This window comes from Crossiella sp. S99.2, assembly GCF_023094165.1.
Lineage (GTDB): Bacteria > Actinomycetota > Actinomycetes > Mycobacteriales > Pseudonocardiaceae > Crossiella.
Window position 1 is genome coordinate 418,837 of sequence record NZ_JALMDK010000005.1, and the last position, 13,970, is coordinate 432,806.

Here is a 13,970-nt window from a genome sequence, read left to right on the forward strand (position 1 = left end):
GAGGTGGTCAGCCGGCCAGTACGTCGGCGATCGCGGTCAGCGGCAGGTCGTGCGCTTCGGCGACACCGGCGTTGGTCAGCAGGCCGTCGTGGGTGTTCAGGCCCAGGGCGAGCGAGGCGTCCTCGGACAGGGCGCGCTGCCAGCCCTTGTTGGCCAGCGCGATCGCGTACGGCAGGGTCACGTTGGTCAGCGCGAAGGTCGAGGTCCGCGGCACCGCGCCGGGCATGTTCGCCACGCAGTAGAACTGGGTGTCGTGCACCGGGAAGGTCGGCTCGGCGTGCGTGGTCGGCCGGGAGTCCTCGAAGCAGCCGCCCTGGTCGATGGCGATGTCCACCAGCACCGCGCCCGGCTTCATCCGCTTGACCAGGTCGTTGCTGATCAGCTTGGGCGCCTTGGCGCCGGGCACCAGCACCGCGCCGACCACCAGGTCGGCCTCCAGCACCGCGCGCTCGACCTCGTAGGCGTTGGACACCACGGTGGTCAGGCGGCCCTGGTAGTAGGAGTCGGCCGCGCGCAGCTTGTCCACGGACAGGTCCAGCACGGTGACGTCGGCGCCCATGCCGACCGCGATCGCGATCGAGTTCATGCCAGAGACGCCCGCGCCGAGCACGGTCACCTTGGCCGGGTGCACGCCGGGCACGCCGCCCAGCAGCACGCCGCGGCCGCCGCGGGACTTCATCAGGGTCTCGCCGCCGACCTGGGTGGCCAGGCGACCGGCGACCTCGGACATCGGGGCGAGCAGCGGCAGCGCGCCGGAGGGCAGCTGCACGGTCTCGTAGGCGACACCGGTGACCTTGCGCTCCAGCAGCGCGTCGGTGCAGGCGCGGTCCGCGGCCAGGTGCAGGTAGGTGAAGAGCAGCTGGCCGGGCCGCATGCGGTGGTATTCCTCCGCGATGGGCTCCTTGACCTTGAGCACCATGTCCGCGATGGCCCACACCTCGTCGGCGGTGGGCAGCACCTTGGCGCCCGCCGTGACGTACTCCACGTCCGCGATGGCCGAACCGGCGCCCGCGTCGTGCTCGATGAAGACCTCATGGCCATGACGGACCAGTTCGAGCACACCGGCCGGAGTGATCGCGACTCGGTACTCGTGGTTCTTCACTTCGCGGGGAACGCCGATCCTCATGGCAAGACTCCTCGTGGGTGACTGCGGCTAAACCGATGGTCAGGCCCCCGCGTGGCGTGCGTCATTGGCATCCGTCGACAACATTCCATGATCACTTAGTGCTGATCGGACAACCATCACTCCTACGGAGCACTCGATCCGCCACCGCGAGGTCCCCGGGCGCTTCACGCTGAGTGAATCTTGCCGCCACCCGTTCGCGCTGTTCGACCGGCTTGTTGCCGCCGAACTTGAACTTCGCCCGCACCCCGGTGACGGTGAGTTCGAGGCCCCGGATGCCGGGCAGCAGCCGCCGGTCGGGGTTCTCGGTGGCGGAGACCGGGGTGCGCGCGCCGTCCGGCTCGAAGTGCGCGAGCTGGCGGCGCAGGATGGCCGCCTTGGCCGCAGGCTCGTCCTCGATCCGGACATCGCATTCGAGCTGCACGGTGGCGTAGTAGGAGGTGGGCACGCCCAGGGCCGGGTCGGCCTCGGGCGCGGAGTTCCAGTCGGCGCGCACGTAGGCGACCTCGCCGGTGACCACCAGCAGACAGCGCGGGTGTTCGGTGAGCGCGCCCCAGACCGGGTTGGGCCGGGCCAGGTGCAGCCAGACGGTGGCCGGGTCGTCGTAGGTGAAGTGGGTGGGCACGACCACCGGCAGGTCCCGGCCGCGGCCGGGCGCGATCAGCTCGCCGAAGTCGTGCCGGGACAGGAAGGTTCGCCACTGCTCGTCGGACTCGGCGGCGTCCCAGGGATGGATCAACACCCCGCCAGCCTGCGCTGCCTCGCCAGGACGGGACAGGGCCACTCACTCGCCCGTTCGGATGGCCACCCGGCTGGGTTGTTCGACTCCTGTGCTGATGTGGTGAGAGTCCGCCGCGCGCACTTGCCGGGTGGCCCGGCCGGACCGAAGACTGTCCGATATGGACAGACGTCTGCCGCTTTTCGTGTTGCTGGCCTTCGCCTGCGTGTCCTGCGCCACACCGGAACCCGCGCCGGCGGTGACCACCGCCAAGGGCCTGGTCTGGGGCGACTGCGCGCCGTTCGCCGGTGACCCCGAGCGCAAGGCCGCCTTCGACCGCCGCTCGCTGGACTGCGCCGCGCTGGAGGTCCCGCTGGAGCACGCCAGCCCGGCAGGCCGCAAGATCCGCATCGGCCTGCTCCGCCAGCGCGCCACCGACCCGGATCGCCGGATCGGCGCGCTGGTGTTCAACTTCGGCGGACCCGGCGCCTCCGGCATGGCCCAGCTCGCCGAACTCGGCGGCACCCTGGCCCAGCGCGGCGACGAGGTGTCCGCCCGGTTCGACCTGATCGGCTTCGACCCCAGGGGCGTGGGCGCCTCCGAACCGGTGCTGCGCTGCCTGACCGGCCCGGAACAGGACGCGCAACGCCTGGAGTACCTCGATCTGTCCACTCCGGACGGTGTGGCCCGGATGGAGGCCCGCAACAAGGACCTCGCGGACAAGTGCGCCGAACGCACCGGCCGCACCGAACTGGCCAACCTGGGCACCCGCGAGGTGGTGCGCGACCTGGACCTGCTGCGTGCCGCGCTGGGCGAGCACAAGCTGAACTACGTCGGCTTCTCCTACGGCACCCAGATCGGCACCGCCTACGCCGAGGCCTACCCCGGCAACGTGCGGGCGATGGTCCTCGATGGCGCCTCCTCCTTCGAGCTGGACGGGGTTGCCTCGGGTTCGGAACAGGGTGAGGGCTTCGCGGCCACCTTCCGCAGCTACGCCAAGGACTGCGCCGCCCGCCAGGGCTGCCCGGTCGGCACCAGCCCGGCCAAAGCCCAGGACCGCCTGGACGCCCTGACCACACCCCTGCGCACCCGCCCGCTGCCGGTCGGCGACCGCAAGCTCTCCGCCGACGACGTCTCCGGCGCGGTGGACCACCTCCTCTACTCCTCGGCCAACTGGCCCCGGCTGACCGAGGCCCTGGACGCGCTCAAGGCGGGCGACGGCACCGACCTGCTGGCCGCCGCCGACGAGTTCCTTGGCCGCCGCCCGGACGGCGGTTACGACGCCAGCCAGGCCGCGCTCACCGCGGTGAACTGCGTGGACTCACCGCCGACCAAGGACCGCGGCAAGCTCAAGGGCGACCCGCCGGTGCTGGACACCTGCGCGTTCTGGGCCGTCCCGCACACCTCCACCCCGCACCGCCCCAAGATCGACGGCCTGCCGCCGGTGGTGGTGGTGTCGAGCACGGGCGACCCCGCCACCCCGCATGCCTGGGGGATCAAGCTGGCGGAGGCACTGCGCGCGCGACTGCTCACCTTCGAGGCGGACCAGCACACGATCTACCTGCAGGGCAACCGTTGTGTGGACCGGCCGGTGACGGAGTACCTGGTGGGCGGGGCGTTGCCGGCGGAGGGTCTGACCTGCCGGTGAGCCGGCCGCGACCGGCGGAAATCGGGTTGCCGCCACTCCAGGGCTCGACGAGGGTCACGGGTCATGATCGGACTGGTGGAGTTGGCCGTGACGGACTGGCCGCGGTGGCGGGAACTGCGGCTGGCCGCGCTGACCGAAGCGCCGCAGGCGTTCGGCACGCAGCTGGCGGAGTGGTCGCAGGTGCCCGCGGAACGCTGGGTGGGGCGGCTGGCTGAGGCGGACCTGAACCTGGTCGCGGAACTGGACGGCCGGGACGCCGGGATGGTCAGCGCGACCCTGGTCGAGGCCGGGACGGTCAAGCTGCGCTCGATGTGGGTGGCCCCGTTCGCCCGCGGCCGCGGGGTCGGGGACGCGCTGATCGAGGCGGCGGTGCGCTGGTCGGCGGAGCGTGGCGTGGACCGGGTCACGCTGGATGTCATGGCGGACAACGAGAGTGCGGCCGCGCTGTACCGGCGGCACGGGTTCGTCGAGACCGGCACCTTCGAGGATGAGGGTGTGCTGGAGCGGGTGATGGTCCGGGTGGGTGCGGGTTAGCGGTGGCATGTGGCCAGCCTGCGCTGTGCCAGGCGGGCAAGGTTGGCGGATTTGTCGCACAATCAGGTGAGAGATGCCAGCTGTCGCACCACTTCCGCCAGTGGGACGGCGGTGTTGATCTCCAGCGTGGCCGACTCGCGGAGCAGCGGTTCGACGAAGGCCAGGTGTTCCAGGATTGCGGCGCGTTCCGCCGGGGTTTTGCCGTACGGATTGGTGGTGCGGGCCGCGATCCGGGCCAGCAGCACCTCGGCGGGGGCGGACAGCAGCACGATGAGGTCGAAGAGCGGGTAGAAGTCGGTCTGGTTGGACTTGCAGCCGGCCACGAAGAGGTTGCCCTCCCCGTGGCCGGTCAGCAGTTCGGTGATGGCCTGCTCCCGCCACACCCAGTCCGGCTCGCCGTCCTCATCCGGCACCCAGTGGCTCCACTGATCGGTGTCGGTGTCGACGGTGCGTTGTCCCTGCGCGGCCAGCAGTTCGAGTGCGCTGGACTTGCCGGTGCCGGACATGCCGGTGATCAGGACCTTCGCCATATTCCCAGGTTAGGGCAGCCCCCACTGCGGTGCGGCGGCGTTGGCGGGCACGTCGCGCGGACGCAGGTCCGGCTTGTGCCCGCGCCGGGTGATGATCGCCGTCTCGCCGCGGCGCAGGGCCACCGAGATCCGGCCGGGGGCCACCTGGCGCCACTGGAGCCTGCGGCCCAGGGGCGTGCGGACGTCCAGGTCGCCGGGGATGCGGTGTTCCAGGACCAGGGGTTCGCCGGCTTCGCTGTGCACGCGGATCCATTCGGTGGCCCCGTCGCGGCGGGAGGCGTCCACCAGGAAGGCGCCCTGGGCGCGCAGGCTGTCGAAGGCTGCCTCGCGCCAGGCCGCCGGGACCGCGGGGAAGACCTTGAGCACGCCGGATCCGCTGTCCAGCAACAGGTGCAGCACTGATTCGGCCGCGGACAGCGGGCTTTCCAGGGCCAGGTTGTTGCCCTCCACGTACATGGTGTTGGGGGTCAGCTTGGCCACGCCGATCACGTTGCCGTCCAGGAGGTGCCGGAGGTGGCCGATGGCCTGGTCCGGCTCGCCCATCAGCGCGGACATCATCGCCGCCGCCGGGTAGCTGTACCCGGCCCAGGCCGAGCGGTCGTGCGTCCAGTGCTCGAAGGTGCGGCGGATCAGGTCGCGGTCGCCGGTCTCCCAGGTGATCTCGCGCAGTGGGTGGAACCACAGCATGTGCGAGAAGTGCCGGTGCGAGCCGCTGAGTGTGACGCCCTCGCCGACCAGGACGCCCTGCTCACCGCGGTGGTACGGCACCAGTTTGGCCAGCACCTCGCGCCAGCGCGGCGCCAGTGGGTCCTCGATCCGCAGTTCGCTGGTGGTTTCCAGCAGGGTGCGGGCGGCCCAGCGGATCAGGGACAGGTCGTAGGTGGCGTCCACCGCGTCGGCGAACTCGGGTGAGCGGGTCAGCGGCAGGTGCAGCAGGCCGTCCGCGCCGGGCTTGAGGAAGTGCAGGTAGAAGTTGAGTGCCTTGCGCAGCAACGGGTAGAGCACATCGCGCTGGATCCGGCGGTCCATGCTGTGCCGGTAGCTGAGCCAGACGTTGTGCAGACCCCAGATGAGGTTGCCGGTCTGGTCGGTCTTGGTGCTGGTGCCGGGTCGGCCCACGGTGGCGTTGCCGGGGATCTGCGCGCCCAGCTTCGGACCGCCGGAGCGCAGGGTGCGGTCGCCGGGGTGGGCCAGCGCGTAGGTCTCGCCGTCGCGCAGTTCCGGCGGCACGCTGAACTCGAGGTTCTTGTGGTGCTTGCGGAAGGTGGCGGTCACCGCGTCCAGTTCGGGGTGGTTGGCGATGCCCGCGAACGGATAGGTGATCTGCACGTTCAGGTTCCACCACACCGCGGTCCAGCTGCCGCCGCCCTCGGGGAACCACGGGCCCCACTCACTGGTGACCGGGGCGTTCTCCCTGGTGGCGCAGGCCATCTTGTACAGCTGGATCCAGTAGAACCGCTGCACCCACTTGTCCGGCACCGACACCAGGCTGCGGGTGTGGAACCGGTGCCACCACGCGCGGTGGGCGAAGACCAGCGGGTCAAGGCCGAGCAGCAGGGCGTGCCGGACCGCGGTGACCGCGTCCCCGGTGGAGGTCTTGTGCGGGAAGCCGTAGGCCACGGTGGCGGCCAGCAGCCGGGTGGTGCCGATCCGCTTCTCCTGCCAGGCGGTGGTGTAGCCGCCGCCCGCGTGCAGGGGTTGCTCCACAAAGGACACCCCGGTGGAGCTGCCGGTGCGCGGGTCCGGGTTGGCGGTGTAGTCGGGTGGGATGCGGATCTGGCGGGTGGTCTTGGACGGCATGGCGGTGAAACCCCAGGCCGCCGCCTCCTCACCCGCGCTTGGGGTCAGCGAGACGAGCAGCACGCCGCGGTCGTTGTGCACCAGCGCGCGGAAGCTCAGGCTGCCCGCGGTGGTGGTGACCGTGCCGGACAGCTCGGCGTCCCACAGGTCCAGTTGCCAGTCCACCGCGGTGATCTCGCCGGCCAGGGTCAGTGTCAGGTAGCCGATCGGCAGCCGGGACAGGCCGACCGCGGCCTCCCACTGGGGACGCTGGTCCTGCACCTCGCTGTGACTGAGCATGAACCGCAACTGGTTCGCGGTCGCGCCGCGGTAGACCTGCACGCCGAGGAAGCCGTTGGCCAGGAACGGGGCGTCCTGCCAACTGCCGGGGAGTTTCCGCCAGAGCATGCGGGCGTCCCTGGCGATGTCGCGGTGCACGTTCTTGGGCCCGAACGCTTCGGCGGAGGGTTCGGCCCATGCGGTGGTCGCGGCGCTGGTCCAGCCTGCGCCGAGAGTCACGAGTCCGGCGGCGGCCGAACCACGGTGTAGGAAACGTCGCCTGGAAAGGGGTGACATGGGGGCGAATCATACGATGTTTACCCGAACTTGGGCAGGATTCGTTTGGGGTATTCCCAGTTCACGGACCTGAACCGCACCCCAGTCATCCGATGACTGAAAAAGTCAGGGGTGGGTCCGCCCACGACTAGGGGTTTCAGGCGGCGCATCCTGACTACGATCCGCTGCATGACGTTGCCTGGCGAGCAGCTCTCCCTGGCCGCGGAGTTCCCGCAGCCTGGGCTGGAGCAGTGGCGTGAGCTGGTCGCGGGCGTGCTCCGCAAATCCGGCGTGACAGAGCTGCCCGAGTACCCGGAATCCAGGCTGTCCCGCACCACATATGACGGCATCAAGGTCAACCCGCTCTACACCCGGGACGACGCCGCCCCCGAGACCGGCCTGCCCGGTCTGGCGCCCTACACCAGGGGCAGCAGGCCGGAGGGCGCGGTCGCCGGCGGCTGGGACATCCGGCAGCGGCACAGCCACCCCGATCCGGCCACCGCCCGCGAGGCCGTGCTGGCCGATCTGGAGAGCGGGGTCAGCTCGCTCTGGCTGACCCTGGGCGGGGACGCGCTGCCGATCGCCGCGCTGCCGCAGGTGCTGGACGGGGTTTACCTGGACCTGGCGCCGATCGTGCTGGACGCGGGCGCGGAGACCGAAGCGGCAGCGGAGGCGCTGTTCGCGCTGGCGACGCAGCGCGGGGTGGCCGACACCGAACTCACCGGCAACCTGGGCGCCGACCCGCTCGGCCTGCGCGCCCGCACCGGCGCGGACACCGAGGTGGCCGCCGCCGCGGCGCTGGCCGCCAGGGTCGCCGCGAAGTACCCGGGGCTGCGCACGCTGACCGTGGACGCCACCGTCTTCCACGACGCGGGCGGTTCGGACGCGGAGGAGCTGGGTGTCTCGCTGGCCGTGGCCACCGCCTACCTGCGCGCGCTCACCGAGGCCGGGCTGGACATCGACGCCGCCTTCGGCCAGCTGGAGTTCCGCTACGCCGCCACCGCGGACCAGTTCCTGACCATCGCCAAGTTCCGCGCCGCCCGCAGGCTGTGGGCCAGGGTCGGCGAGGTCTGCCAGGCAGGCGCGCCGGCGCAGCGGCAGCACGCGGTGACCTCCACCGCGATGATGACCGCGCGCGACCCGTGGGTGAACATGCTGCGCACCACGCTGGCCTGCTTCGGTGCCGGCGTGGGCGGCGCGGATTCCGTTACTGTGCAACCCTTTGACGCCTGCCTCGGCCTGCCGGACGACTTCGCCAGGCGGATCGCCCGCAACACCCAGTCGCTGCTGGTGGAGGAATCGCACGTGGCCAGGGTGATCGACCCGGCCGGCGGCTCCTGGTACGTGGAGCGGCTCACCGAGGACCTGGCCACCGCCGCCTGGGCCTTCTTCACCGAGATCGAGCGCGCCGGCGGGTTCGAGACCGCGTTGGCCGACGGGTTGATCGAGTCCCGGCTCACCGCCACCCAGGCCAAGCGCGCCAAGCGGATCGCGCACCGCAAGGACGCGATCACCGGCGTCAGCGAGTTCCCGAACCTGACCGAGAAGCTGCCCGTCCGGCAGCCGAATCCGGCTCCGCGCACCGGCGGCCTGCCGCGGGTGCGTTACGCCCAGGACTTCGAGGACCTGCGTACCGCGGCGGACAACGCGTCGCAGCGGCCCACGGTCTTCCTGGCCACCATTGGTGCGGTGGCGGCCTACACCGCGCGGTCCACCTTCGCCGGGAACCTGTTCCAGGCCGGGGGGATCGCCACCCCGGACAGTGGGCCGGGCACCGACGCCGCGCAGATCGCGGCCGCGTTCAAGGAGAGCGGCGCGAGCGTGGTGTGCCTGTGCGGCAACGACAAGGCCTACGCCGAGCACGCCGCCCCGATCGCTGAGGCCCTGAAAGCCGCTGGCGCGCAACGGATCTGGCTCGCGGGCAAGCCCGGTGATCGGGCCGAGAGCGACAAGGCCGCCGGGATCGACGACTACATCTTCGCCGGGTGTGACGCGCTGGGCGTCCTCCGCGGCACGCTCTCCGAACTGGGGGTGGCTTTCTGATGCCGCGCAACCTGATCCCGGACTTCGGCCAGGTCGGGCTGGGCAGTCCGAGCGCCGCCACCGATCCGGCGGGCTGGCGCTCCGCGCTCGCCGAGGCCACCGGCAAGGACGCCGAGAACCTGGTGTGGGACACGCCGGAGGGCATCGCGGTCAACCCGCTCTACACCGCCGCGGACACCGCGGACCTGGACTTCCTGGGCACCTACCCGGGCATGGCGCCGTTCCTGCGCGGGCCGTACCCGACCATGTACGTCAACCAGCCCTGGACCATCCGCCAGTACGCGGGTTTCTCCACCGCCGCGGAGTCCAACGCCTTCTACCGCCGCAACCTGGCCGCCGGGCAGAAGGGCCTGTCGGTGGCCTTCGACCTGCCCACCCACCGCGGTTACGACAGCGATCACCCCCGGGTGCCCGGCGATGTCGGCATGGCGGGTGTGGCGATCGACTCGATCTATGACATGCGCCAGCTCTTCGACGGCATCCCGCTGGACAAGATGAGCGTGTCGATGACCATGAACGGCGCGGTGCTGCCCGTGCTGGCGCTCTACATCGTGGCCGCCGAGGAGCAGGGGGTGGCGCCGGAGCAGCTGGCCGGGACCATCCAGAACGACATCCTCAAGGAGTTCATGGTCCGCAACACCTACATCTACCCGCCGCAGCCCTCGATGCAGATCATCTCCGACATCTTCTCCTTCACCTCGCAGAAGATGCCCCGGTACAACTCGATCTCCATCTCCGGCTACCACATCCAGGAGGCCGGGGCCACCGCCGACCTGGAGCTGGCCTACACCCTGGCCGACGGGGTGGAGTACCTGCGCGCGGGCCGGGACGCGGGGCTGGACATCGACGCGTTCGCGCCGCGGCTGAGTTTCTTCTGGGCCATCGGCATGAACTTCTTCATGGAGGTCGCCAAGCTGCGCGCGGCCCGGTTGCTGTGGGCCAGGCTGGTCAAGCAGTTCGACCCGAAGAACGCCAAATCCCTGTCCCTGCGCACGCATTCGCAGACCTCGGGCTGGTCGCTGACCGCGCAGGACGTGTTCAACAACGTGGTGCGCACCTGTGTGGAGGCGATGGCGGCCACCCAGGGCCACACGCAGTCCTTGCACACCAACGCCTTGGACGAGGCGCTGGCACTGCCCACCGACTTCTCCGCGCGCATCGCCCGCAACACCCAGCTGCTGCTGCAACAGGAATCCGGCACCACGCGGGTGATCGACCCGTGGGGTGGCAGCAACTACGTGGAGCGGCTCACCTACGACCTGGCCCGCCGCGCGTGGAGCCACATCGAGGAGGTCGAGGCCGCCGGTGGGATGGCCAAGGCCATCGACGAGGGCATCCCGAAGCTGCGGGTGGAGGAGGCCGCGGCCCGCACCCAGGCGCGGATCGACTCCGGGCGGCAGCCGGTGATCGGGGTGAACAAGTACCGGGTGACCGCGGATGAGGCGATCGAGGTGCTCAAGGTGGACAACGCGGGCGTGTACGCCCAGCAGGTGGAGAAGTTGCGCCGGCTGCGCGCGGAACGCGACAGCGTCGAAACCCAGTCCACTTTGGACGCTTTGACCAAGGCCGCGGGCGACGCGCGTGAGGGCAGGCGCGGACCGGGCCTGGAGCAGAACCTGTTGGCGCTGGCCATCAACGCGGCCAGGGCCAAGGCCACCGTCGGCGAGATCTCCGACGCGCTGGAGAAGGTCTACGGTAGGCATTCCGGGCAGATCAGGGTGATCTCCGGGGTCTATCGGGAGGAGGCCGGGGCGGTGAGCAATATCGACCGCACCCGCAAGGCCGCCGAGGCGTTCGAGGAAGCCGAGGGCCGCCGGCCGCGGATCCTGGTCGCCAAGATGGGCCAGGACGGGCACGACCGCGGCCAGAAGGTCATCGCGACCGCCTTCGCCGACCTGGGCTTCGACGTGGACGTGGGTCCGCTGTTCCAGACCCCGGCCGAGGTCGCGCTGCAGGCCATCGAGGCCGACGTGCACATCGTCGGCGTCTCCAGCCTGGCCGCCGGGCACCTCACCCTGGTGCCCGCGCTGCGTCAGGAGCTGGAGACCCTGGGCCGCGAGGACATCCTGATCGTGGTCGGCGGCGTGATCCCGCCCCAGGACTTCGACGAGTTGCGCGCCGCCGGGGCCGCCGCGATCTTCCCGCCGGGCACGGTGATCGCCGACGCCGCCATGGACCTGCTGCAGGTCCTGTCCGACCGCCAGCAGAGCTGATGCGCGGTCCCATCGACATCGGCGCGTACGCCGAAGGAGTGCTCGCGAGCGACCGCGCTTGGGTCGCCCGCGCGGTGACCCTGGTCGAATCCCGGCGTGCCGACCACCGGGTGGCCGCGCAGACCCTGCTCACCGAACTGCAACCGCACGCGGGCAAGGCCAGGCGGGCCGGCATCACCGGTGTCCCCGGCGCGGGCAAGTCCACCTTCATCGACGCCCTGGGCAGCAGCCTCACCGCCCAGGGCCACCGCGTCGCGGTACTGGCCGTCGACCCGTCCTCGACGAAGAGCGGCGGCAGCATCCTGGGCGACAAGACCAGGATGACCCGCCTCTCCGCCGACCCGAACGCCTTCGTCCGCCCCAGCCCCACCGCAGGCACCCTGGGCGGGGTCGCCAAGGCGACCAGGGAAACCATCGTGGTGATGGAGGCCGCGGGTTACGACGTGGTGCTGGTGGAAACCGTTGGGGTGGGCCAATCCGAGGTCACCGTCGCCGACATGGTCGACACCTTCCTGCTGCTGACCCTGGCCCGCACCGGCGATCAGTTGCAGGGCATCAAAAAAGGCGTCCTGGAACTCGCCGACGTCATCACGGTGAACAAGGCCGACGGCGACCACGCCAAGGAAGCCGCCCGCGCCGCCCGGGAACTCGCCGGTGCGCTCCGGCTGTTGCGTGCCCCGGATTCCACCTGGGACACCCCGGTGCTCACCTGTAGCGCCCGGGACAACCAGGGCGTGGACGAGGTCTGGGCCCAGGTGGTCCGCCACCGGGACCAGCTTTCCGCCAGCGGGGACCTGGATGCCAAGCGACGCAACCAGTTGCTGGGGTGGACGTGGGCGATGGTGCACGACCGGTTGCTGCATGACCTGCACGGGCATCCGGGGGTGCGGGAGCTGGCGCCGGAGCTGACCAGCCAGGTGGCCGAGGGCACGATGACTCCGGCCCAGGCGGCACAACGGATTCTGGAGACTTTTCAGGCCGGACCGGGCAAGGCTGACCTGGACTGAGGCAAGGCCGGCTGCCAAGTCACCGGTTTGTGCGCCGCCGTCACGCTGCTGGCGGTACGAACTGAACACGAAAGTTGCTTACCGTAGTTGAGCAGGCACAGCATGCGATCATCGGAGGCTGCTATGGCAGGTTGTGGTTGTTGCGCCAAGTGCACCGGCTGCGGGGACAACTGCTGCCCCAACTGCTGACTAAACCGACTGCTGATCAACCGAGCCGAACGGTGTGTCACCCGGTCACGGGGGGCACACCGTTCCGTTCGTCGGGGCCTTGCCCTCAACCAGGAACAGCCTGCTCGCCTCGTTCACGCACGCCGATTTCGCGAACGCGCCATGACCGGCGCCCTGCCAGTTGACCTGCACCGCCGACGCTAGGGCCTCCGCCGTCTTCGTCGTCCCGGGCAACGGGGTGATCGCGTCCTTTTCCGTGCCCAGCACCAGCATCGGCGGTGCCTCGGGCGCCCTCGGCACCGGCAATGGCTGGGCGGGAACGGGCCAGGGCATGCACCAGGCCAGCTCGTGTGCGCTCATCGCGCCGAAGATCGGGTACTTGGCCGACCACTCCTGGGCCAGGGTGGCCGCGCGGGCCGGGTCGACCCTGGTGGTGGTGTCGTTGCAGGTGGTCACCAGGCCGCCGTCGAGTCTGATCATGTCGCGGTCGGGGCCGTTCCACAGCGGGATGACGAAGCTTTCCAGGCCGCTGACGTCGCCGTCCCTGGCCTTGACGATGGCGTCGGCCAGTTCGGGCCAGCGGGGGCGGTCGGCCAGGCCGGCGGCGATGGCCCGCAACGCGGTGCCCGCCTGGAAGGTGAGCCGGGGGCCGCGCACCGGCTGGGTGCGCAGTTTGTCCAGCAGGGCGGTGACCACCTGGTCGGGGCTGGCGCCCAGGGCACAGCCGCGGGTGGCGCAGTCGGCGGTGAAGGCGGCGAAGGTGTCCTTCAGGCCGGAGGCGCGGGCCTCGGCCTGGCCGACCGCGTCCACGCTGGGATCGGGGGAGCCGTCCAGCACGAACCGGCCCACCTCGTTGCTGAACCGTTCGGCGAAGGCGGTCAGCACCCGGGAGGCGTCGCCGCGGGCGACCGCGTTGAGCCGGGGCACGCCGAGTGCTTCACGCAGCGAGTTCATGTCGTTGGCGGTGCGCCAGGTGTCGTAGGCGCCGAGCTGTTCGTCCAGGTCCAGCATGCATTCCTGGGCGGCGTCCCTGGTGGTGTCCAGCAGCTGGCCCAGGGTGGCGGCGTCGGTGATCGAGGGGTCGAAGCCGACCATCGCGGTGCGCGAGGGCTGGTTGACGCAGCGCACGCCGTCGGAGTCGCCGGTGCCGCGCCGGTCCACCCCGATCAGGTGGTAGACGTCCAGGATCTCCTTGGGCAGCTGCGCGGCCAGCCGCACCGCGTACAGCGAACCGGGTTCGCCGAGGGCGTCGTTGAGCACCACCAGGGGCTGTTTGCCGTCGCCGATCTTGGTCAGCTGGACCCGGTTGCTGCCGCGGCCGGGCCGGGTCGGCGAGTCCAGGGTGGTGCTCAGCTTCGCGCAGCCCACCCGGAGTCCGTTGACACCACCGAGTTTGCGGTTGACCGTGTCCGTGCAGTCCGTCCAGGACAGTGCGCTGTCCTGCGGGTCGGTCAGCGGCGGGATCGGCTTCTGCGGCGCGGAGGTGGTCGGCTGCCCTGGGCCACCGGCGCTGGCGCCGTCGTGTGCGACCGCGGGCCGGTCCGAGGGGCCGACCGCGCAGGCGGCCAGGGTCAGTGCGGAGACCACGGCCATCGCGCCGACGCTGATGGAGGCTCGACGGCGCGGCACTGATGATCTCCCCAAAGTCCGGT

At 70.8% G+C, this 13,970-nt stretch carries 10 protein-coding genes; 5 read left to right on the plus strand and 5 right to left on the minus strand.

Translation table 11 applies throughout. The features are described 5' to 3' along the window. Window positions 1-7 precede the first annotated feature (7 nt). Window positions 8-1,126, minus strand: a complete 1,119-nt coding sequence (gene ald / locus MZC64_RS21680) for an alanine dehydrogenase (protein WP_247758548.1) — start codon at window positions 1,124-1,126, stop codon at window positions 8-10. A gap of 91 nt (window positions 1,127-1,217) precedes the next feature. Next, complete coding sequence (locus MZC64_RS21685) at window positions 1,218-1,865, minus strand: FMN-binding negative transcriptional regulator (RefSeq protein ID WP_247758547.1); 648 nt, start codon at window positions 1,863-1,865, stop codon at window positions 1,218-1,220. A 157-nt stretch (window positions 1,866-2,022) separates the two neighbouring features. Between MZC64_RS21685 and MZC64_RS21690 the strand changes: the two genes are divergently transcribed. Together MZC64_RS21690 and MZC64_RS21695 are read left to right on the plus strand one after the other, a co-directional pair. Continuing rightward, on the plus strand, window positions 2,023-3,489 hold the full coding sequence (locus MZC64_RS21690; protein ID WP_247758546.1) for an alpha/beta hydrolase: 1,467 nt from the start codon (window positions 2,023-2,025) through the stop codon (window positions 3,487-3,489). Window positions 3,490-3,552: 63 nt separating this feature from the next. After that, entirely contained in the window at window positions 3,553-4,023 is a 471-nt protein-coding gene (locus tag MZC64_RS21695; RefSeq protein ID WP_247758545.1) for a GNAT family N-acetyltransferase, read from the plus strand. A gap of 62 nt (window positions 4,024-4,085) precedes the next feature. On the opposite strand, the gene MZC64_RS21700 is transcribed toward MZC64_RS21695, so the two are convergent. Further along, window positions 4,086-4,553 carry an AAA family ATPase gene (locus MZC64_RS21700; protein WP_247758544.1) on the minus strand — a complete coding sequence of 156 codons (468 nt, stop codon included), beginning with the start codon at window positions 4,551-4,553 and terminating at the stop codon, window positions 4,086-4,088. A 9-nt stretch (window positions 4,554-4,562) separates the two neighbouring features. Continuing rightward, complete coding sequence (locus tag MZC64_RS21705; RefSeq protein ID WP_247758543.1) at window positions 4,563-6,908, minus strand: glycoside hydrolase family 95-like protein; 2,346 nt, start codon at window positions 6,906-6,908, stop codon at window positions 4,563-4,565. Window positions 6,909-7,076: 168 nt separating this feature from the next. Here MZC64_RS21705 and mutA point away from each other — a divergent pair, with 168 nt between their 5' ends. The 3 genes from mutA to meaB are packed head-to-tail and all read left to right on the plus strand — an operon-like array spanning window position 7,077 to window position 12,150. Then, window positions 7,077-8,930, plus strand: a complete 1,854-nt coding sequence (gene mutA / locus MZC64_RS21710) for a methylmalonyl-CoA mutase small subunit (protein ID WP_247758542.1) — start codon at window positions 7,077-7,079, stop codon at window positions 8,928-8,930. Continuing rightward, window positions 8,930-11,143, plus strand: a complete 2,214-nt coding sequence (gene scpA / locus MZC64_RS21715) for a methylmalonyl-CoA mutase (RefSeq protein WP_247758541.1) — start codon at window positions 8,930-8,932, stop codon at window positions 11,141-11,143. Before mutA ends, scpA begins: the two co-directional genes overlap by 1 nt. Continuing rightward, window positions 11,143-12,150 (plus strand): methylmalonyl Co-A mutase-associated GTPase MeaB, encoded by a 1,008-nt coding sequence (gene meaB / locus MZC64_RS21720; RefSeq protein ID WP_247758540.1) that lies wholly within the window; start codon window positions 11,143-11,145, stop codon window positions 12,148-12,150. Before scpA ends, meaB begins: the two co-directional genes overlap by 1 nt. Window positions 12,151-12,384: 234 nt before the next feature. Here the strand turns inward: meaB and MZC64_RS21725 are convergent, their stop codons facing one another. After that, a complete protein-coding gene (locus MZC64_RS21725) occupies window positions 12,385-13,947 on the minus strand; it encodes an alpha/beta hydrolase (RefSeq protein WP_247758539.1) in 1,563 nt (520 codons plus the stop codon). Between the last annotated feature and the right edge of the window lie 23 nt (window positions 13,948-13,970).

Bases quoted from the DNA above. Each gene is read 5' to 3' on its own strand.
- MZC64_RS21705 (WP_247758543.1), bottom strand. From the start codon at position 6,908: ATGTCACCCCTTTCCAGGCGACGTTTCCTACACCGTGGTTCGGCCGCC.
- mutA (WP_247758542.1), top strand. From the start codon at position 7,077: ATGACGTTGCCTGGCGAGCAGCTCTCCCTGGCCGCGGAGTTCCCGCAG.
- scpA (WP_247758541.1), top strand. From the start codon at position 8,930: ATGCCGCGCAACCTGATCCCGGACTTCGGCCAGGTCGGGCTGGGCAGT.
- MZC64_RS21690 (WP_247758546.1), top strand. From the start codon at position 2,023: ATGGACAGACGTCTGCCGCTTTTCGTGTTGCTGGCCTTCGCCTGCGTG.
- meaB (WP_247758540.1), top strand. From the start codon at position 11,143: ATGCGCGGTCCCATCGACATCGGCGCGTACGCCGAAGGAGTGCTCGCG.
- ald (WP_247758548.1), bottom strand. From the start codon at position 1,126: ATGAGGATCGGCGTTCCCCGCGAAGTGAAGAACCACGAGTACCGAGTC.
- MZC64_RS21695 (WP_247758545.1), top strand. From the start codon at position 3,553: ATGATCGGACTGGTGGAGTTGGCCGTGACGGACTGGCCGCGGTGGCGG.
- MZC64_RS21700 (WP_247758544.1), bottom strand. From the start codon at position 4,553: ATGGCGAAGGTCCTGATCACCGGCATGTCCGGCACCGGCAAGTCCAGC.